Origin of the sequence: Polystyrenella longa, assembly GCF_007750395.1 — a bacterium.
GTDB lineage: Bacteria > Planctomycetota > Planctomycetia > Planctomycetales > Planctomycetaceae > Polystyrenella > Polystyrenella longa.
This window is the reverse complement of record NZ_CP036281.1, coordinates 283,170-304,601: the sequence shown is the minus strand read 5'-3', so window position 1 is coordinate 304,601 and position 21,432 is coordinate 283,170. Positions and strand designations below refer to the sequence as shown.

The following is a 21,432-nucleotide window of genomic DNA, read 5'->3' as shown; positions in this document are numbered from 1 at the left end:
AAGGCTCTAGGCGACTATCCGTTGCCGTCCGTTGGCATTGTATTTACGAATGCCACGGAGAGATTCCGAATCGAAGAATTCGATAAATTGGCGACCGGCATCTGTCTTTGCCAATTCCGCAGCAAGTTCAACGGCCCTTTTTAACGCCATACCAGATCGATAAATAACCTTAAACAAAGCCTTCACTTCCTGCCGCTCCTCTCTGGATATATCAGCCCTTATTAATCCAATGGCATTAAGACCTGCTATTTCTCCATTGTGGTTGGTCATGACGTATGGCGGGATATCCTGACTGATCATGGCGACGGCCCCAATCATCGTCATCGCACCAATTCGTACGAATTGGTGCACGCCAGTATTCCCCGAAATAATGGCTTTACGACCAATTTGGACATGACCTCCCAAGAGAGCACCGCTCACTAATGTTACGTCATCAGACAAGATGCAATCGTGGGCAACGTGAGAATTCGTCATTAGATAACAGCGATCTCCGACGATCGTGGAGTGTTCCTGAACGCTGGCTCTATGAATGGTTACTCCTTCTCGAATAACACAGTCTCTGCCAATTCGACAGTAGCTCAAATCTCCTCGATATTTATGGTCCTGTGGAACATCACCCACTACGGCGTGAGAGTGAATAGTGCAACCGGAACCAATTTCCGTGTGCCCCAATATGATTGCTGACGGGCCGATTCGGCAATCAGGGCCAATATGTGCAGGTCCATCAATAACGACATTAGGACCAAGTTCGCAGGACGGATGTACAACAGCGTCCGCATGGACGTATGCACTTGGGTGAATTTTCATGATATTTCTCTTGTAGAGACAGCAAGTATACACGCTGCCTGGTGAAAAGCTGGTTGATGTGAAGAACAAGCGGAACCAATTTCCCGCTTAACATCGCAGGCATGCGATTCCGTTCTGACACAGCTTTCCAAATGAAATATCACGAAACGAAAGGTCATCTATTGAGCAAGCGGTTCGAATGCAGACAAGATTCCAGCAATCATTCCATGCATGCGCATAGTAACACAAGCCACTGAGAAGGACAGAGTTGGAGAAAGTTCTCGTGACAGAAAAAGGGAGCCCCAAGGCGGAGTGCGATCCATCCTCAGGATCATCATCAACAGGTCCATCATCGGAATCATCTGGAAGATCATAACCTAGCAGGATGAAATCGACATCGAATCGATCACTGTAGGACACTGACTGATGCGACCTTACTTCACCACTCCGTAGGTTGTCGCCATCAAACACAGGAAACGGAACATGCATGGTGGTTGCCACCAAGTATGCCACGATGATCCTGTGAATCCATTTCATCTCGAAGTATCCCTATGTGTAATTTTTTCAAACTGTCTCGAAAACACTAATGTTCGTCAAGATCAGTCCAGAAGAATCAAAATCAACACCAGTCGAGCATGATTAACTTTTCCAGAACGATGCGACCCATGAGTTTTAGAGCTAAGTTAAAGATCCTCAGGTCGATTAAATTCACCTTTGAATTGCAGATTCAAATGCAGCCAAATCCAGTTTTCAGAATGAGTTCGAATCCTTTGATGTTTTAGGAACTGCTACTATCAATTCGATTTTGATTGTTAATCAAAGTGCGAGAATCTGTTTTATTTCAATTCTGCCAGACAGAACTGATAGTAGATTTCCGCCGCCTGTTCGAGTTGCTTAACTTCGATCCATTCGTCTTTGGTGTGAGCCTGATCAATCGATCCTGGTCCGAAAACCACTGCCGGAACGCCTGCAGCGGCAACCGGTGAGGCGTGGGTGCCGAAGGGAACCGCAATCGATGTTCTCTCGCCAGCGACCGGTTCAATTGTCTGCAGTAACACTTTGCTCAGCAGTCCGTTCTCCGTATCCGAGAGGGGGGGAACATTCACCCAGGGTTCGGAAAAAATGATCTCAAAGTCGACGTGGGAACTCAGGAACTGATGCAATTCCGCCTGGGCCGCCAGTCCTTCTTCGCCCGGGATCAACCGTCGATCGATTTCGATTTCGCAATGCTCGGGCACAATGTTGACGGAACTGCCCCCTTTGATAATACCGACACTGATCGTCGCCGAGCCCAGCCGGGGGTGTGCTTTTCGTTCTGACTCCAGTTGCTCCGCGTATTCTTCCAACAGCCGCAGAATGTGCCCCATGCGGTAAATCGCGCTCTCCCCTTCCCGAGGAGCCGACGAATGACAGGCCCGACCGGCAACGTTGATCTTCCAGCGCACCACTCCTTTGTGTGCGTTGATGACATCGAGTTCAGTTGGCTCGGCGATGATCGCCAGATCGGGCGACCGATGCAGCAAACTTTCCGGCTCGGACTGGGAATCGTTTGCGTTTGACCATTCGTCCGCCAATCGCTGAATTCCTCCTAATGTTGCTTCTTCGTCGCAAGAACAGGAAAGCAGGACGTGATTCGGCAACGTCGCTTCAGATTCTGTCAAGCGAAGAAACGCGGATAGCATCGCCGCCATTCCTCCTTTGACATCGCAGGCACCTCGCCCGTAGATGCGACCCTCTTTTTCAGTCGGTTCAAAGGGAGGAATCGTCATCCCTTCGACGGGAACCGTATCTTGGTGGGCGTCGAGCATTACCGTCTTCGTAGCGCCGGGAGCATGGCAAACTGCGACGACGTTCGCTCGGCCCGGAGAGACTTCCTGCACGCGGTAGGGAATTTTTCGTTCTTCGAACAAACCGACCAGCCAGCGAGTCACGGCGGTCTCGTAATAAATATCACCCGAGACCGATTGGCCCATCGGATTAACGGATGGGATGGCAATGAGCTGTTTCAACAAGTCGACCGGACTGGTCGTGGAGATGTGCACCAGAAACTCTTTTCACAGTAATTAAGCGGTCCTGAAACCCCGCCAAGGGGCTCGTTATCCCTTGTTTTGCTAGCCGGATGACAGCCACAACCAGGCTTCAGGATGGGTTCTTTAATAGACAGACACTAATACTCAGAACAACCAAGGTCAGAACCGAGTTCGCAGAGAAGGCCTTAAGGGAGCGAGCGAATTCGCAGCGACTTGATCTTCAGCGGCTTAGGATCATACTTTCCTTTGAAGGTCCCTACAATCAACTCACCCGGGCCATAATTCGCGAGTGGTACCTCTTTGAGTAAATCCTTCTCGCCGACCTTAAGGGAAAGCTGTTTATCCTGCACCGTCAGGCGAATCGGTTGATCTCCTTTCCATTCGTATTTGTGCTCGTGACAGACTTTGTCAAAAGTCTCCGGTAATCCACGACCACCACGCAGTTCGGACAGGTGCCAGGGACCCCCACTTTCCTTGGAAATAAACCTCGTATTCTCCAACACGTACCCATGACCATCGTCGTAACCCAACAAGATGAACCAGCCTCCACGGCCTTCCACATTCCAGATGCCCTGCAATTCGAAGTCTTTGACGGTTGCGATACGTAGAGCGGAGTCTTTTTTGTCTACTGGCAACAGGTATCCCTGTTGAACATACCAGGCTGCTTCGGAATTAAAGTGACCGAGGAGATGCGGGTTGTCCTGCTTCGCGCCCACCATTTGCAAATCGAGAAGGATATCCAGCCCCGAGTTTTTGGGGAGCAGACTTGGCTTAGGAGAGGCATTCTGACTGATAAACCGGACAGTCCATTTCCCCGAAGGAATATCAATTTCCGGACTCGATTCCGCCGTCTTAGTCGGTTGAGAATCTTCAGATTCACCATCAGTTTTCGGCGGTGCAAGCGCGTCCGTTAATTTGCCCGTGCTAAAGTCGACCTCTTCAAACAGCTCACCCACAGGTTTATCTTCTGCACTCAAAGGATCGACCATCACCGTCATTAGTAGAAACAGCGATAGACTGGTCAACAGCATTCTTGGGAAAGAATAGTGTCGAGTAGAAATATGTGGGGACAGATTGGAGATTAGCATAGGACTTCGTCTCAGAGTTAATAGAGCAACCGGACCTCAACAGGGTGAGAGGGTTGCCATTTAATATTGATTGGCTTCGTAATAATCAATCAGACTTTTTACCAGCCGCCGGAAATGCTTTCTTAAGTATTTTGAGAGGGCAATTTCCGTGGCCTTCACATTTCTGAGAAGGGCGACCGCTGGATTTCTCTTCCGATCAACGACGTCATTCACTCCTTTGATCGCATCGACCCGTTCACGAACAGTCGGGTGAGTAGAAAAGATCGATCCTCGCTCACTGACGAGTTGTCGATACAGTTTTTTCGTCTTTTGCTTATCGAGGACCTTGGACATAAAATGCCGGTTTTCCTCGTAGGCGTTCGTCTTTTTGAAGTCCATCTCCGCCACCGCGTCGAACTCGCGACTCATCAAACATTCTTCCATGACGATTGCCTCTGTGGCAACCTTAACTAATGCTTTCTTGAAAGTATTTGAACCGTAAACGGCAATCGCCATACGATCTGCCAGATACTCCTGGGACCGGGAATAACCAGCCGTCATCAACTCAAACGCCTTGAAATACAGGATTAAAAACCAGTAAACCGGATTCAGTAATCGAAGCCAGCCACCGGTCTGGGCCATCGTGTCGAGTGTCTGAGCCATTGTGAGCATCACCTGATGAATCAGACGGCTGATCTTGGTATCGCCATGTCCGAAATGTGCATACTCATGCGCCAGGATCGACTGAAATTCCAATACGGTCAATGTATGCAGACTACACATTCCCAGTACCAGGGCGCGGTGTTTCAACCCCAGAATACCAAATGGACCGCGACCTGTCTGAAAGACGCAGATTTCTGAACCGGGCGCCAGATAGATGCGATTGATAGGATCAGTATCGACACGCGCCGCTACGGCATCCGTCATCCGATACAGTTTTGGTTCATGCTTACGCTTGATCGGTATGCCGGGAGGGCCCCCGCTGCCGAATGCGAACAGGCCCCGAACCACTGACCAGAACATCGTCCCCGTAATAATGAGAAGTCCAATGCTTCCCGTGGACCCCCCAAATCCTGAAAAGATCGCCCCGAGAGTCGCTAGCCCCAGCAAGACAGGAATGAGTAGTAATACTGGGATCGCCATGTAGAAAAACAAGATACCCAACATGATCAACGCGATATAGACATTCGCGATGAGCCGTTCCGATTGGGTTCTGGAAACCGCTCCCCCCTGGACTGACGCTCGTATATCTTCTTCCATCCATTCAAGCGAACGGTCACCTCGAGTGAGCCCACTCATGATCAACCCCATGACCAGCATGAAGCACAACCAGAAGGGGTAAAACAGGAAAGCCCCGAGGAACAGAATCGAGATAGTGGACGCAAACACGAATTGAATCCCGAAGGGCGAAGCGAATAAAAGAATGATCCCGCACAAAGAAAATAACGACCGCGTTTTCACTTAAGCGGCAGTTACCACAACGGCATTGCACGATGCGGCAGTCCTCAACACGGTGCTGCCAATTCAACAACACAGCACATGCTCGCATGTGCAGATACCAAAATCAAGCCTGAATTTGGCTCGGGTCGCGACTGTTACTCATCACTGATATCCAGCAGAACTTTCATGACGCCGGGCGTGCTTGCCCGTTCGAATGCAGCCAGACCTTGCTCCAGCGGAAAGCGAGAATCGATCAGGCCGCGCACGTCGATCGCCCTCTCTTCCAGTGCCTGGAGGGCCGGAGCGAACAGACCACACCGGGAACCGACGAGTGTCAATTCATCAATTACAAAGGGAGCGAGATTAAGCGGCTGCGTTCCGGCGATAGTCGTCTTGAGAATGATCGTTCCCCGCGGTCGAACGTATCCAAGAGCCGATTCAATCCCGCTCGCGGAACCGGTGCAGTCAACGACGTAATCGAACTGCCGTTCTGCCAAGACGTTGTCGGCAAGCGCGGCGGCGATGCCTAACTGATCGAGCCGATCAAGTTTCGCCTGATGCCGTCCCAGTACGATGACTTCGCCCGGTTGCTGCTGCAACACTTGGGCACACAGATTCCCCAGTCGACCGTCGCCCAGAATGGCAATTCGGTCCGTTGCATTGAATTCGATCTGTTCGAGAATCTCTAACGCCGCGGCCAAGGGTTCGACGAAAACCGCTTCTTCCGTCGGTACCGAATCCGGGACCGGCAGGATATTCTCTTCCGGAACATACAACTGATCGGCGAAGGCACCGTCGTGATTCAGAATGCCGATCACGGTGCGCTGGGGACAGTGACGACCCAATTCGCGTTGGCAATATTCGCAGTTGCCGCAGGCACAGTTGATCTCACCTACGACGCGTTGCCCCGCATACTTCCCTTCCATCGCGATGCCACAGAACTCATGCCCCAGGACACCTTCGTAGCCCATATAGCCCGCCACCAGTTGCAGGTCTGTTTCACAGATGCCGGCCTGCAGCACACGAACGGTTATCAACGATGACTTCGAAGGGGGCGTCGGTGGTGCGGCCTGATAGTCAGAGGCGTATGCTAATTCGCCTGATTTTAAAACCAGGGCGCGCATCATGCAGACTCCGTTTCCAGCAACAGTTGAATGACCGGCCCGTTTGCATCCGGGAAATCGAGTTCCGTTAGCTCTTCGCGCGAACGCCAGACAAAGGGAGCCAGAGAATCAGCCTTGTCTGTATCTATCAATTCACATAACCAGAATTGAAGAGCAACAACATCGTGGGAGTAGCGATGTTCGATTTCGTAAATCATCTTCTGCACACGAACATCGAGCCCCGTTTCCTCCTGGCACTCGCGAACGGCACAATCGGCGGCCGATTCTTCCGGCAGACATTTTCCACCGGGGAACTCCGCTTTCCCCGCCAATGTTTGTGTTGCTTGCCGCACGCCAATCAGATATTTCCCGTCATGTTCGACGATGGCGATGCCGATGCGCTTCGGAAGTTTCATCTCATTCGACATGGGAACCTATCCTGGCTGCAGTGGGAACCACGAACCACGAACCATTGACACTTTTCCTCGAGCGGGGCGACCATCACCTCAAGAACCACGCGGCTAGCTCATCTAGCCGTGCAGTTCGAGGAATGACTTTTTCCGGAACAGGCCGCCTCTAGTAGTAGTTTCAAAACCCTCTGATGGGTCACGTTCACCCTGTCCATGTAGAGTATCAGACAGCCACAACCGGGTTTTGAAATGGCCTCTAATCCTTTTCAGTAGAGCCCGCGCCCATGATGTGGTATCCCGAATCGACGTGCAGGTTCTCTCCCGTCACACCGCTGGCCATATCACTGAGCAGGAAGGCACCCGATTTGCCAACTTCTTCCGGAGTGATGTTCCGGCGGAGTGGAGACATGTCGGTGTAAAGCTTGAGCATCATGTCAAATTCACCCACAGCGGAAGAGCTGAGTGTTTTCAGCGGCCCAGCGGAAAGAGCGTTCACGCGAATCCCTTTAGCCCCCAGTTCGTAAGCCAGGTATTCCACGGTGCTTTCGAGAGCCGCCTTGCAGATACCCATGACGTTGTAACCGGGGATGACCTTTTCGCCACCAAGGTAAGTCAGCGTCAGGATGTTGCCCCCCTCTTTCAGAATATGCTGCGCCCGGTTAGCGACTGACATGAGGCTGTACACGCTGATTTCCATCGACGTTTTGAACCCATCGCGGCTCACTTCGGCAACGGGACCTTTGAGGTCATTAATCGGAGCGTAAGCAATAGAGTGCAGCACAAAGTCAATTTCGCCCCACTGCTCTTTCGCTTTGTCAAAGACGGCGTCCATGTCTTCATCATTGGTAACGTCGCACGGCAGGATGAATGTCGCGAAGTCATCCACCAGCTTACGCAGGCGTCGCTCCATCCGGGGACGCTCGGGGTCTTTATCCGGCAGATGAGTAAAGGCCATCTCGGCCCCTTCCGCCTGCAACTGCTTTGTGATTGCCCAAGCAATGGAATGATCGTTGGCGATCCCCAGTACGAGTCCTTTTTTCCCGGTAAATAATCCCATTCCTCTATCCTTTTTCTCTGATTCATCGAGTGCCACCCGCCCTCGACAGGGCCCAACAACACGATGGAGTGTACATTTCCCCCATGCACTGAGGGGGCAAAGCGTTAAGATAGCTCATACAGTGCGTTTTCATCAAGCGGTGGAGGGATGGACAGGAACCACAAAAGCCACGAAATCGCACGAAAACGTGCCTGCAGTGAGACATCTTGTGCAGGCCGGGCACTAACCGGATTATCATGGGCAAGGATTTTCAACACGAGTTGCTAACGCCCATTACTGTGAAGGCATGGAATAACGATAACCTAACCTAACCAACTAGCGAACGATTTATATGTATCTACGTGATATTGGCATCTACCTTACCGAAGACTTGAAACGAATCCACGGCTCAGAATTCAATGTGCGATTTCCAGCATTGTGCTTTTCGACCAGTTCTCATTTCCTCCATCATTTACGGAAACAAAAGCTCGCCGCCGGAGAAGTTCGGAAGGTTTGCATTGAACTGGTAGAAACCCCTCCCTGCGAAACAAAAAACCTACATATTGACGGGTCAGGCATACTATTTACTTCACGCCAATTCAATATAAACAGTTTGGATTCGCTGAATGCTTATGAGCAGAAATTTTTGATACTCGATTTGATTCGTGACGTCCTCGTTCACCTGGCAACTAAACTGGGAGGGGAGACCGCCAGTATCGATCTGGCTTATGACCTTTGCATGCAAGACAAAATGATCTTTGAGCATTTGTTTACAACACCCATCAGACATCCGTCACGAGATTACAATGCAAAGTTGTCCTACCGAATGGAGCCGTTTCAAGTTCACATCTTCGCCCACCTTTTCAAAAACCGGAGCTCAAAGCAACTCTCGAAAAAGCTGTTAGGGTCGACCCGAGCCAACTACGGCGCAATCTTGCAATTAAAAGAGTTGGTTGAATGGAGTGGCCCCAATACCCTTAAAATGAAAGTCCGAGGTCATCGAATGAAAATCGCCTCGGATAAAAAGAACGCCGTGTCGTGGGGCGAATCCTACTGGGAAGTTACTTTCGATGAACTTGATTGACAAATGAGAATGCTCAAGACCACGCCGCATTTCATCAAAATCGCCATCAATACATGCTGCCTCATTGTAGTGGTCATCATCGCTGCCGATCACTGGATGTTTCGTTCGGCGGATCGAGAGATATCATTGATTGCAGGCGAAGTAGGCGGGCATAAGTTTTCCATCGGGGGCTGGCCGTTCTGGAAGCAGAATTTAATTCGACTCGATGAAGCTCAACTGCCCGACTCCGGAGAATAATGAGTATCCAGTACAGGAGCACATCTACGATTGCGGTAAATTAGGCCATCGACAAATCGGAGTTGAAAAGACTGCAATTCGAGCTGGATTTGACTGTGTACTCCGAGGCAGAACTGAGATAATTCGATGCCACTGCCACCAAGCGAAATGGAAGGACGTGGAACTTGATTTTCAATACTCAGCGAACCGACCGCGCAATAAAAAACCGCCCTTCTCAATTGAGAAAGGCGGTTTTCATGGGCTTTACATATTTTTACCATCACAGCGTGATGGATCACTTTAAATGGCCAGGGCCGGCTCCTGTGCGGGAGCTGCCTCGGTTCCTTCTTCACCGGTCGCTTCCACAGAAAGCATGTCGTCGACAAAGCCTTTCAAATGATCGCTACGAGTGTGATGTTGTAGCTTCTTGAGGGCTTTCGATTCGATCTGACGAATACGTTCCCGGGTCACTTTGAAGATACGCCCTGTTTCTTCCAAGGTGTAACTGTAACCATCACCCAGGCCGTATCGCAGACGGATAATTTCCCGCTCACGGTAGGTCAGGCTTTTGAGAACATGTTCGATTTTGTCCCGCAGCATTTGCCGCATCGCCGAATCGGCCGGGTTCCCTTCGTTACCATCTTCCAGAAAGTCACCGAAGCTGCTGTCTTCGCTTTCGCCTACAGGCGTATCGAGACTGATCGGGTGCTTCCAGGTTTTCATGATCCGTTCGGTCTCTTCGACAGTAAGATCGACCGCTTCGGCCAGTTCTTCCATCGTCGGTTCGCGACCGGTTTCCTGACGAATCTGTTCGCTCTTGGCTTTCAGCGTCGAGATGCTCTGGAACATGTGAACTGGAATACGAATAGTCCGGGCATGGTCGGCAACGGCACGCGTAATAGCTTGACGAATCCACCAGGTGGCGTAAGTCGAGAATTTGTACCCACGTCGGTATTCATACTTCTCAACACCTCGCATCAGGCCGGCATTCCCTTCCTGAATGAGGTCGAGAAAGCTGAGACCACGATTACGGTACTTTTTGGCAATCGAAACCACCAACCGCAGGTTACCGCCAGACAGTTGCTGTTTGGCTTCTGTCCAACCGTCAAAGCGATTTTTGATTTCGTCGGATCGGCCTTTGAACTCGGCGGGAGTTTCAAGGGTCATCTCGACAAATTCGTCCAGCTCTCGCCGAAGAACCGCAACATCGGTATGGGACGCCGGACTTTTGCTGTAACGCTTGATCTGTCGATCCAGTTCCATCATTCGATCTGCAATCTGGTGCAACCGTTTCATGATGGGTTGTAAGCGTTGGGTTCGCAAACTGAGTTCTTCGCAGAGGGTCGCCATCTTTCGGCGTCTACGAATCATTTTTCCGCGGATCTCTTTTAGAGCCGTCTTGGAAGTAATATCTTCCAGCGAATGGAAGTCCTCCCGGTTCTGGTTCATCAGATTACGCAGAGTCGAAAGGTTGTGAGACATCCGACCGAGAATTTGTTCTTTTTGTACATTCTCGGTTTCAGAGGTACGCAACGTTCTTTCGAACGGCAATTCGCCGATGTTCACTTTTTCGAATGTTTCGACCGTTTGAGCAATCGCGAAATCGGATTCCAGCAATGTGCGGCGGAACCGTTTCCGTGTCAGTTCAATCTGTTTCGCCAGAAAGATTTCCCGTCGGCGGGAAAGCAGAGGGATATTTCCCATCTGGCTCAGATACATCCGAATAGGATCGCGTGAAGAAAGTGCCGAGGTTTCGGCAGCGGCCAGCGCATTGGCCATCGCGGAGGCAACTTCTGGAGTTACTTCCTCTTCTTCAACACGGATTTCTGGGGTCGACTTTTTACCCTGATCAGCATCTTCGTCAGCCTTCCAAGAGTAAGCCTGAGGATCATCAACCACTTCCAGCGCATTTTCTTCCAGCGCCATCACCAGATGATCGATCAGTGCAGGATCGCCCCCCTCGTCAGGCAGAAAATCATCTACTGCCTGAAAGGTTAGTTGACCTTCGGAATTTGCTTTACTGATGAGTGCTTTCAAGTCATCGTTTAAACGATGCACGATAGACTCCCTTTAAACAAATTGTGAAACAAAACGTACATCCCTTTACGTAACTCCTGACCAATTGTTATTCGACCAGACTCAGCTTTCGCTGCATTCATTATGGTCGTAAACGACGAAGAAAATCTTCGCATGGTACTAGAAATTCTAGTGAGATAATGAAAACTGTGTTCGAACAGTCTGAAATCAGAACGAAATGACAGTACTGACCTCGAATCCCCGTTCCTGATTCTGAAACATTCACTCGTTTTGAAGAAGTGAACAAATTCATTAATAGTATGAGACTCAAAATCATCCCCGGCGATTATTCGCCAGAATCACCCTGCTCCAGAATATTAATACACCGACGTGTGGATACAACGTCAGCGACCAAAACCGGCGGGGGAAATCCTTTAACCTGAATTTCAGGCAGGAAATCTGAACAGGAAATTCCTGTAGTTTCAGACGCCTGTCTTATTCAGGTAACAGGGACTGTCAGTTGTTCGTCAGTCCGCAAAGCGGCAGTCGCGATCGAAACAGGATGCTGGCAACTGCTCAGTCAGTCAGTTTGGGGCTGATAATTGGTCGACTCAGATCGAAGTTAAACAAGGTGGGACTTCGACTAAATATTTCGACCGGCTCGCCTGGACCGACTCTTCAGCAAGAGGGGGCTCTCTGTGACAGCATCCGTTCTCTCTCGAGACCCGATTGACAAACTCAATCCTCGCACTCCGAGTGAAAAACACTCTACCAGAAAAAAGTGAGCACCACACAATTTTTCTCTAAAAAACAAGTCCGTTTTCCAGATTTTTCTCAAGTCCAAAGAAAGTCGAAAATCCTCTACGCTTTTGTACAGAGCGCTCTTCCTACTGACTACATTGACGATCCTGAGAATGGTGGTTCTCGCCCTCAACCTGCCATACGCGTACATCCAAAATCTGCCCGAAGCGGAGCTCCAGAACTGCATACAACTTCCAGAATTATTCGGACGACCATTCAACTGGGCAACCGGCGTAATCTAAAAAGAAGCCATTCTCCGGTAGGAAAGTCGGTATAAAACAGGTTTTCGCCGCCATTTCACCCTGCAAACGCTCTTCAACAGCCTCAAAACAACCGAAAGGCAGATCGAACGCTTACGGGATTCACAGACAGGAGACATCCTGACAGGCCAGGTTCGTTGAACTCGCGCGGAACGCTGGTATACTATCCGCTCGTAGTGGATATCGAATGAGTTCACCTTATTGTCGACTCGGGCCGAATCATTTTCAGTGGATCGGTCAGGGGCGAACCCTTCCTCTACTGGTTTTGAAGAAATTCCCTCCAGGAAACCTCCCCGACAGCCGAAATCGGCCATCAAGTCGATTCCGGCCTCCCTTCGGGCCCATTGGCTGGCCAGGCCCTCCCACTCGACTCGGTCGATCTGCAATTTTTCGCAAAATGACTCTTCAGGGGATTCGGTTCGCGACGCTTTACCTTGTGGAGATACAATGTTGAGAACACTTATTTGAGTCATCACTGGGAGAAACCTCGCCGAATGTTCACGGAATTGGCGAAGACTTCCCAACCAGCCCTCCCCCGGAGATACTGCAACAGTGCCGATTTGGCTCCTCTGCCTGAGATTCCGTCAGAGTGCTTTGAAGTTGTTTGAAGCGCAAGATACGAATCGGTACTATATTCACTTCGGCGCCAACCCTTCCGTGATCAAAACCTCTACATGCTTACCACTCCACCCGGAATGGAAGACCTCGGTGTTGACCGAGAGGGGTCCTGAAGAACAGAAACTCGGCGCCCCAAATGGCTGCAGGAAGCTGGCTGAACAGACAACACCCCGGCAATGGAAACGCGACTGAATTGAAATCGCATTCCGACAGTCCGAGAAAATCATACACACGATTCGTACATTCCGAACCAGGTTTAATTGTTAAGTTAGAAACATACTCATGAGTGATGGTAAAGAGCCGAAGCCAGACGTCTCCAAAGGTCTAAAGGGAGTCAAAGCCGCAGACAGTTCTGTCTGCTACATCAGTGGTGAAGAAGGAAAACTTCTTTACCGCGGATACAACATTGATGACCTGGCGGAAAACACCAATTTCGAAGAAGTCGCTTATCTGCTCTTCAAAGGGGAACTCCCTAACAAAGAAGAGCTGAAAGAATTCTCCGAGTTGATGGCCACCTACCAGTCGCTGCCACCACAACTGAAAGAGTTCGTCAAATCGCTACCGCAAGATGTCATTCCCATGACCGCTCTGCGTTCGGCCATCTCGATTGCGGGAGTCTACGATTCCGAAGCAGAAGACGAATCAACCGAAGCGAACTTCCGCAAAGCGATTCGTTTGACCTCCCTCATGGCCACACTGGTTGCTGCGATTCGTCGCCACCGCGATGGGAAAGAAATTCTCGATCCCAAACCTGGTCTCAGCTTCGCCGCTAACACCATGTATATGTTGAATGGAGTTGACCCCACCGACGATGAGATCAAAGCGATGGATCTCGTTTTGATTCTCCACGCCGAACATGGATTCAACGCCAGTACTTTCACCGCCCGCGTGATCTCCGCGACGCTCAGTGACATTTACTCTGCCATCACGGGTGCCATAGGAGCCCTGAAAGGGAAACTCCACGGTGGAGCGAATATCGAAGTCATCAAAACGCTGCACGAAATCGGGTCCGCCGACAAAGTCGAAGCGTGGGTTAAAGAAGTCAAAGCGAACAAAGGAAAGTTCATGGGCTTTGGTCACGCCGTCTACCAGGTGGAAGACCCCCGTGCGAAACACATGAAAGAACTTTCCAAACGCCTCGGAAATGAAAAAGGCGAACCTGTCTGGTACGACATTTCCGAGAAAATGGAAGCAACGATCAAACCATTGATCAACAAGAACTGCAATGTCGACTTCTACTCGGCCAGCCTGCAGTACTACATGGGCATTCCGAAAGAGCTCTTCACCTGCATCTTCGCCGCCAGCCGCATCGCCGGTTGGTGTGCCCACGTACTTGAGCAATACGCGGACAACAAAATCATCCGCCCCTCCTCCAACTACACCGGCCCAGACGAACGCACCGTCAAACCGATCGGCGACCGCTAAGTAGCGAAGAAGGTTTGTTCGGCTACGAATCATTGAAAGGAGTTCAGACGGTTAACTGAACTCCTTTTTTTGTTGGGTAAGTGAGTTTAGTCAACGTAGAATAGACGGATCACTTATTTCGTTTTTTAAGGGGACTACTTCGTCGGGACTATCGGTGAAAATCGTTAAAACGGTTGTCTGTTCAGCACTTCGTAACCCTTGCCCCAGCCCTTTTTCCCCGGCCAGACACTTGGCGACGGGGGGTTGTTGGTTGTAAGCTGGATAGAGATGCTGGTTTGGACAAACCGGGATTCGGGCTGAATTGACAGACTGAATCGTCAGACTGAGACTCCCACAGGTCGTCGTCCACTGGCATCGCCCTCCTTCCTTCTACGAATGGGGGAATGTTCTCATCCCCAACGCGGGTTGAGCTGCTTCCTGTTCGCCCTCCTGAATTTACGCCTGCATCTACACTCCATCAACGAATTAATAATGAGGTCTGTTATGCGTTCTTTGCTGTTGGCTCCCGTAGCCCTGTTCCTTTCGCTTTCTCTCGTTGCATCGGCAGCGGACAAAAAAAGCCCTACCTATCTTTCCGCCGAAGAAGCCGGTATCGATTTTCAGATCCAGGGTGAATACGAGGGAATGGCGGGCGACACCAAAATGGGTGCCCAAGTCATCGCTCGTGGCAAAGGAAAATTCGAAGTCCATGTACTGGGGGGGGGATTGCCTGGTGCAGGTTGGACGCTGAAAGATGAAATTGTTCTGGACGGAACACTGACGGATGGCGTCGTTAACCTGAAAGGAAAAATGGCTGAAGGAAAAATCGAAGGAGACACGCTGAGCATTGCTGTGCTGGAAGGGGATTCGTTTTCCTTAACCAAAACTGTCCGTCAGTCACCGACACTAGGTGCTAAAGCTCCTGAGTTCGCGACAGTCCTGTTTGATGGGACCGACCTTGAAGCCTGGAATGGTGGCGAAATCGTGGATGGCCATCTTGGAACATTGGGGAAAGACGGAGCCCCTCGCACCAAACGATCTTTCGAGAACTTCACCTTACACCTCGAGTTCCGCACTCCCTTTATGCCAGAAGCACTGGGACAGGCCCGCGGTAACAGCGGCATGTACCTTACTGACCAATACGAAACCCAGGTCCTCGATTCCTTCGGACTGCCGGGCTACGACAATGAGTGTGGTGGCATTTACAAAATTTCGCGACCAATCTTAAACATGTGTCTTCCCCCGCTTTCTTGGCAAACCTACGACGTCGACTTCCAAGGCGCCAAATTTGATGACGAAGGCAAAAAAGTGGAAGACGGCGTCGTCACAATCAAACTCAACGGAGTGAAAATCCACGACAACCTGAAGTTGCCTCACGCAACCCCGGGCGGTGGGCGCAGCGATGAAAAAGCAGGCCCCCTCTTCCTGCAGAACCATGGTAACCCGGTTCACTTCCGCAATATCTGGATCGTGGAAAAAGACTAGTCAGAGTTAATCTGGCGACAGGTTCACCGGTTGAATTGAAAACAAGCGTGGCCGCGGAGACATCGTTTCTGCGGTCACGTTTTTTTGATACATTCGTTAGAATGATGTTTGAAAACGGTGTTAAGGAATCACGTTTTCTATAAATTCCTCCTCTGTTTATCCAATTCTCCGGAAAGGCAACGGTTCCCTTTTAATCTGCAGTATCTAAAAATAGAAAGGGCTAATGCCATCCGTCTGGTATGATCTCTATCCCCTGATAGACTTCACTCCTTTTCCAAAACTCCATATGGAATCAACATGTCGACTTCTGTTCCAGAATCATTTGCCTCGAAGGGAGTTCCTCCTGAAGAAGCCCGCGTTAAAGAGTTGTTCTGGAAGTTGTGTCAGGTGATCGCCAAACTTCGGTCGCCGGAGGGCTGTCCGTGGGACCGGGAACAAACGCTCGAAACAATCAAACCCTACACGCTCGAAGAGACGCACGAACTACTGGAAGCGATCGACAGTGGAAACGATGAACATATCACCGAAGAGCTTGGAGATGTCCTGTTACAAGTGATGCTCGACTCTCAAATTGGGGCCGATGAGAACCGATTCGATATCTGCCAGGTCATAAAAACGATCACCGAGAAAATGATCCGACGACACCCCCATGTCTTTGGTGAGGTCAAAGTCGAGTCGGCGGGAGACGTTCGGCAACATTGGGAAAAAGCGAAAGCGACCGAGAAGAAACGGGACTCCATCTTCGACGGGTTACCCAAAGCACTCCCGCAACTCGCCCGCGCCGCACGGCTTTCGACGAAGGCGGCGCGTGTGGGTTACGACTTTCCTGATCGGTTGATGCTGTTTGATAAGTTACGGGAAGAGATGGACGAACTCCAGGAGGAACTCTTCCCCAACGGCCCTCCTCCGCCCGTCACTGCGGGAGTCGACAGCGCGCCAGTATCCGATGAACCCATTCTTGACGAAGCGCGTCGAGATCGCGTTGAACAAGAGTTGGGCGACGTTCTATTCGTGTTGGCGAACATTGCTCGCCGCTGGAAAATCAATCCGGAAGAAGCGCTCCGAAAGAGTAATCAAAAGTTCGAAAAACGAGTGCAATATATTGAACGACAACTGGCCAATGAAGGCCGCACAATAGCCGACGCAACACTTCAGGATATGGAGCGACTTTATCAACAGGGAAAACAGGAAGAACGTCGCCAGCCACCAACATCGAACGAATAACATCTATGAATAACTGAAGTCCCGGGAGGGGTAATGAGCGCAAAACGGATTTTTAAATTCCTGGTAATCATCTTCCTGCTTCTTGCAGCAGGCATGGGTGGGGTAATCTGGCTCTCGATGCAAACTCCCCGAGAGTACGCCAAACGAATTGATATCCCCATCGCCGTTCGTCAGGAAAACCTGAAGAAGGTAGAAGAGAAACGAGAGATCCTGCAACAGGATATCGAAACCAAACCGGAGTGGGAGTTCACTCTTTCCGAAGTAGAAGCTAACAGTTGGCTGGCCTCTTCAGAATTTCAGGATCAGGTTGAGATATATCTCCCACAAGAAATTTCGGAGCCACGAGTTCAGCTTAAAGCCGGCGAATTTGTACTCGCCTTTCGAGTCACTCATAACGAATTTCAGGGAGTCGTCACCGCGCCTTTGAAGGTGGTCTCGGTCCAGAAAGACGAAGTGCAGATTCGGATCGAGGAAATCACGACAGGCTTGCTCCCCTTCTCATGGCAGCAGATCATTGAAGAAACGTTAAGCCACCAGCAGAACGAACTGCCCGTCGGAATTGAATGGAGTGAAAACGACGAGGAGTCGGGAACGTTGCTCACCGTTCGGCTTGACCAGCTGGCCGAACTTAATTGGCAACTCGACGAGGTAAGTATTGAAGAGGGCCAATTGCAAATCAAAGGGAGTCGCTCTTTCCAGTCTGACGACATTCCGGCTGCCGCTTCTCCTTCGGAAGACGACCGCATTCAATCCGAGGCGGCCCCCTCAGCGGAAGCGGGTGGCAATTCGGCTCCGGGTGGATAACAGCACCAACGGCCGTCGTTCTCCTGGCGAATCGACATTTTCCCTGTCAGGCGGGGACTGCTCAATTCCAACTCAATACGTCCCTCAGCGGGTACGCTCAGTTCGCACCGACCGGTAGTCCATTGCTGTACGTTGCCTCGATCTCGACTCACTGGACCTTCATAGTCGAGATAGATCAGGCGATGGTCGGGCAGAGGCTCGCAGACGATTTTCAGCGATTGATCCGGTTCCTCGTGCAATCGCCAGGTACGCAATGTCTCCCCATCCTCCACCAGCAAATCCCAGTGCAGAAAGGGGAAGTCGTGAATCAGGATAGTGAAACGTCGATTCATAGAACGGACAGGGCCTGCATATTTTTTAAGCAGTTTTCAGGAGTGATTCGCTTTAGCAATGACAGAATTGATGGAGCCGAGCTATCATGGACTAAACGGACAGCAGGCAAAAGATTCGCTTAACTTATTGCAGAACAATGTGATAGTACGCTGCCTCTAGGTAGACCACGCAGAATCACCTTAGAGATGCACACGATTTAAGCACCCATGTCTTTGAATTGATATATTCGGTATAACAATTGCTTTATTACAGCCACACGCTGAATCGGAAACCGGCTCCATGTTAACCGGACCGTCATTCAGCAGACAACTGAAGAAGCTGATTTCAGCTATTTGTGGATATGACGATGATGACACCAAAAGAAGTACTCGCCCTTTGTCGCGAGCGGGAAATCCGCGCCGTTGACCTCCGTTTCATGGACTTTCCCGGTACGCAGAAGCATTTTACGATTCCGGTCAAAGCTTTGACGGAAGAGAGCTTCGAGGTTGGCTTCGGATTCGATGGTTCGTCGATGTATGGCTGGCAGGCAATTAATGAGAGCGACATGCTAGTCGTTCCGGAAGCGGGAACCGCGTTTGTCGACCCGTTTATGAATCGAACGCTCTGCCTGTTCTGTAATATTCAGGATCCCATCACACGCGAAGACTACGACAAAGATCCACGAAACGTCGCCCGCAAAGCCGAAAAGTACATGCAGTCGACCGGCCTTGCGGACACGGCGAACTTTGGCCCGGAAGCCGAGTTTTTTGTCTTTGACAGCGTGCGGTTTGATCAGAACGAACATGAATCCTACTACCATGTCGACAGCGTGGAAGGCCAATGGAACCGGGGCAAGGCAGAATCCGTTCCTAATGCCGGGTATCGAATTCGGTATAAGGAAGGTTATTTTCCTGTCCCTCCTGCGGACACGCTGCAGGATCTTCGAACGGAGATCATGCTGATATTGATGGAGTGCGGTGTCGACGTTGAAGCGCAGCATCATGAAGTGGCGACTGCCGGGCAATGCGAAATCGATATGAAATACCGTCCGCTACTGGAGACCGCGGACAACATTCTGAAATACAAATACATCGCCAAGAACGTCGCCGTTCAACATGGAAAGACGGCGACCTTCATGCCCAAACCATTATGGAACGACAATGGCTCGGGTCTGCACCTGCATCTTTCACTGTGGAAAGAAGGGGAGTCCCTGTTCGCTGGCTCCGGCTACGGTGGACTTTCCGACATGGCGGTTTACGCGATGGGCGGTATTCTGAAACATGCTCCAGCCCTCCTCGCGTTTTGTTGTCCGACCACCAACAGCTACAAACGATTGATCCCCGGATTCGAAGCGCCTATCAATCTGACTTACAGCTATCGTAATCGGTCTGCCGCCATCCGAATTCCGGTGCATAGCCCGAATCCAAACAACAAACGATTCGAGTTCCGTTGTCCCGACCCATCCGCCAATCCATATCTCGCAATGTCGGCGGTTCTGATGGCAGCATTGGATGGCATACAAAACAAAATCGATCCGGGGGCACCTCTCGATAAAGACATCTACGATCTGGCCGCAGAGGAACTCGATACCGTCGCCAAAGTTCCCCGTTCATTAAATGCTTCCTTGGAAGCGCTACGGGAAGACCATGCGTTCCTGCTGAAGGGAGATGTCTTTACGGAAGACGTCATCGATACCTGGATCTGGTACAAGAGTACTCGAGAAATTGAAGCTCTTCGCCAGCGACCGCACCCATGGGAATTCACTGCTTATTACGATATCTAAATTACGTTAAGCAGGTTTAGCAATTCGATTGACCAGTTCATTCTCGCTGGGACCAGGATCGGCTTTGTAATCCAGATGGAAGGCCCAGAAGAGGGCGATACACAACCACTCTGCGTTCGTGAAGCGTCCACTGTCACCCGCAATCAAGCAGTGAGCCAGCGGCATGATCAAGACCAGCAGCGACCAGAGTTCGGCGTTAGCCAGCCTGCGGTGAATCCTCATACGGATCATCAGAGAGCGTAACGCATCGAACCAGAGTAGCACGTAAATGGCGGTGATGGTTAGAAAACCGAACAGTCCGGCCTCATAAGCTCCCCCCAGGAAATTGTTGTGGACTCGTTTTCGGTCGGGCAGATAGGCACCGACTCCCTTGCCATACATGATGTCATCCTGGGACTCGTAAACCGCCATTTTATAGTTGTTCCAGCGGGAATCACTACCGATCTGCTCAAAGCGACCGATACTAATTTCGTTCACTCCAGAGACGAGTCGATTATCATCCGATGAAAGAATCGCCACCGTAATAAGAGTGCAGACAAGGGCCAGCGTAAAGGCGACTCGCATCACCCCTTTGAATCCGCGGGAGGAATCGACAATCGACTCCGTCACCAGACAGAAAACAGCCGCGGCCAACGCCATTCTTGATCCCAATAGCAGTATAGACGCCAGGAAAAACAGCAACAGCAGAAATCGACCGATTCGCAACATCCGATAGATTGTTGATTTGGTGCGAATTTTAGGCGCCATTCGCGCAACACAAAAGAGGGTAAACAAACCGGCGGCGAACGAATTCTTCGCGACAAGTTTGATGTTATTGATCTCGGCGGCTTCCACACTTTCCGTCTGCATCAATAACGGATTCACCACATGATGCAACAGGTGATCCAAGCTTCCCGTCTTAAGTCCTTCGAATACTTCGAGTGGGAAGTTTTGTCCTTCCAGATGAAATACGAAACAGGCATTCAAAAAGAAGCAGAGAATGGATAGCGGAATCGCCACATAAGCCATGGAAATCGTAAATTGCTGTCTTCTGGTTTTGATGATGGCGGCCACCGTCAATGAAAGCATATATATCAATACATACTTAACTGTAATGGCAATTCCTACGATCTCGTTGGGGGACCACATGATTGACAGAGCGAGAATGAACAGATACCCCACGATACTCAATTGAGTTAACAGCGTTTGCTTGACGATCATCATCAGGGCCTGCACATGCCTTAAGTCTGCCAGGAAGACAATAAAACAGTACAGAGCAGCCACGTGAAATGGTGAGACACTAAAGTCGCCGACCGGAATTCCTGCGCTCCATTGGAACGGAATCGCACCGAATAGCATGCATGGGCCGAGTAACATGAGAAACTCAAAGCCAACACGTGTCGATCTCGCCGCAGCGTAATCTTGCGTGGGAGCCGTATGCCGGAGTTCATAATTCTGAGTGAGGGACATAAGTCATTCCGGCTGGAAACAGGTTCCAGCCCATCAATACCACAGTGGGTTCAAACTGATCGACCGGGGAGCCTGCAATTCGACCATGGCAATGGTCTGGAAGG

The 21,432-nt window shown here is 50.6% G+C and carries 17 protein-coding genes; 7 read left to right on the top strand and 10 right to left on the bottom strand.

What is annotated here, in order from left to right; genetic code table 11:
- Positions 1-6: 6 nt before the first annotated feature.
- The 7 genes from lpxA to Pla110_RS01065 form a co-directional block, all read right to left on the bottom strand.
- A complete protein-coding gene (gene lpxA / locus Pla110_RS01095) occupies positions 7-807 on the bottom strand; it encodes an acyl-ACP--UDP-N-acetylglucosamine O-acyltransferase (protein WP_144992341.1) in 801 nt (266 codons plus the stop codon).
- Between the two features lie 815 nt (positions 808-1,622).
- A complete protein-coding gene (locus tag Pla110_RS01090) occupies positions 1,623-2,828 on the bottom strand; it encodes a M20 family metallopeptidase (RefSeq protein ID WP_231742802.1) in 1,206 nt (401 codons plus the stop codon).
- A gap of 173 nt (positions 2,829-3,001) precedes the next feature.
- On the bottom strand, positions 3,002-3,841 hold the full coding sequence (locus Pla110_RS01085) for a hypothetical protein (protein WP_144992339.1): 840 nt from the start codon (positions 3,839-3,841) through the stop codon (positions 3,002-3,004).
- Positions 3,842-3,964: 123 nt separating this feature from the next.
- Positions 3,965-5,272, bottom strand: a complete 1,308-nt coding sequence (locus tag Pla110_RS01080) for a M48 family metallopeptidase (RefSeq protein ID WP_144992337.1) — start codon at positions 5,270-5,272, stop codon at positions 3,965-3,967.
- Positions 5,273-5,478: 206 nt separating this feature from the next.
- Positions 5,479-6,450 (bottom strand): MDR/zinc-dependent alcohol dehydrogenase-like family protein, encoded by a 972-nt coding sequence (locus Pla110_RS01075; RefSeq protein ID WP_197440422.1) that lies wholly within the window; start codon positions 6,448-6,450, stop codon positions 5,479-5,481.
- Complete coding sequence (locus Pla110_RS01070) at positions 6,447-6,854, bottom strand: (deoxy)nucleoside triphosphate pyrophosphohydrolase (protein WP_144992335.1); 408 nt, start codon at positions 6,852-6,854, stop codon at positions 6,447-6,449. Before Pla110_RS01070 ends, Pla110_RS01075 begins: the two co-directional genes overlap by 4 nt.
- Before the next feature lie 238 nt (positions 6,855-7,092).
- On the bottom strand, positions 7,093-7,893 hold the full coding sequence (locus tag Pla110_RS01065) for an enoyl-ACP reductase FabI (RefSeq protein WP_144992334.1): 801 nt from the start codon (positions 7,891-7,893) through the stop codon (positions 7,093-7,095).
- A gap of 331 nt (positions 7,894-8,224) precedes the next feature.
- On the opposite strand from Pla110_RS01065, the gene Pla110_RS22810 reads away from it, so the two are divergent.
- Together Pla110_RS22810 and Pla110_RS01055 are read left to right on the top strand one after the other, a co-directional pair.
- Complete coding sequence (locus Pla110_RS22810; RefSeq protein ID WP_231742801.1) at positions 8,225-8,956, top strand: hypothetical protein; 732 nt, start codon at positions 8,225-8,227, stop codon at positions 8,954-8,956.
- A 9-nt stretch (positions 8,957-8,965) separates the two neighbouring features.
- Complete coding sequence (locus Pla110_RS01055) at positions 8,966-9,193, top strand: hypothetical protein (RefSeq protein WP_144992330.1); 228 nt, start codon at positions 8,966-8,968, stop codon at positions 9,191-9,193.
- Positions 9,194-9,472: 279 nt separating this feature from the next.
- Here the strand turns inward: Pla110_RS01055 and Pla110_RS01050 are convergent, their stop codons facing one another.
- A complete protein-coding gene (locus Pla110_RS01050; RefSeq protein ID WP_144992328.1) occupies positions 9,473-11,230 on the bottom strand; it encodes a sigma-70 family RNA polymerase sigma factor in 1,758 nt (585 codons plus the stop codon).
- 1,919 nt (positions 11,231-13,149) lie between these two features.
- Between Pla110_RS01050 and Pla110_RS01045 the strand changes: the two genes are divergently transcribed.
- The 4 genes from Pla110_RS01045 to Pla110_RS01030 all read left to right on the top strand — a co-directional run bounded on the left by Pla110_RS01045 (position 13,150) and on the right by Pla110_RS01030 (position 17,784).
- Complete coding sequence (locus Pla110_RS01045) at positions 13,150-14,292, top strand: citrate synthase (protein WP_144992326.1); 1,143 nt, start codon at positions 13,150-13,152, stop codon at positions 14,290-14,292.
- A 483-nt stretch (positions 14,293-14,775) separates the two neighbouring features.
- Positions 14,776-15,756: a 3-keto-disaccharide hydrolase gene (locus Pla110_RS01040; RefSeq protein ID WP_231742799.1), complete on the top strand. Its 981-nt coding sequence runs from the start codon at positions 14,776-14,778 to the stop codon at positions 15,754-15,756.
- Between the two features lie 297 nt (positions 15,757-16,053).
- Complete coding sequence (gene mazG, locus Pla110_RS01035) at positions 16,054-16,980, top strand: nucleoside triphosphate pyrophosphohydrolase (protein ID WP_144992322.1); 927 nt, start codon at positions 16,054-16,056, stop codon at positions 16,978-16,980.
- Positions 16,981-17,013: 33 nt separating this feature from the next.
- On the top strand, positions 17,014-17,784 hold the full coding sequence (locus tag Pla110_RS01030) for a hypothetical protein (protein ID WP_144992320.1): 771 nt from the start codon (positions 17,014-17,016) through the stop codon (positions 17,782-17,784).
- Here the strand turns inward: Pla110_RS01030 and Pla110_RS01025 are convergent.
- The gene (locus Pla110_RS01025) at positions 17,727-18,116 is read right to left on the bottom strand and encodes a DNA polymerase ligase N-terminal domain-containing protein (protein WP_144992318.1); all 390 of its coding nucleotides are present in this window, start codon (positions 18,114-18,116) and stop codon (positions 17,727-17,729) included. The two genes, Pla110_RS01030 and Pla110_RS01025, sit on opposite strands and share 58 nt — an antisense overlap.
- A gap of 350 nt (positions 18,117-18,466) precedes the next feature.
- Between Pla110_RS01025 and glnA the strand changes: the two genes are divergently transcribed.
- Positions 18,467-19,879 (top strand): type I glutamate--ammonia ligase, encoded by a 1,413-nt coding sequence (gene glnA / locus Pla110_RS01020; protein WP_144999504.1) that lies wholly within the window; start codon positions 18,467-18,469, stop codon positions 19,877-19,879.
- A gap of 6 nt (positions 19,880-19,885) precedes the next feature.
- Here the strand turns inward: glnA and Pla110_RS01015 are convergent, their stop codons facing one another.
- Positions 19,886-21,328 (bottom strand): hypothetical protein, encoded by a 1,443-nt coding sequence (locus Pla110_RS01015; RefSeq protein WP_144992316.1) that lies wholly within the window; start codon positions 21,326-21,328, stop codon positions 19,886-19,888.
- Between the last annotated feature and the right edge of the window lie 104 nt (positions 21,329-21,432).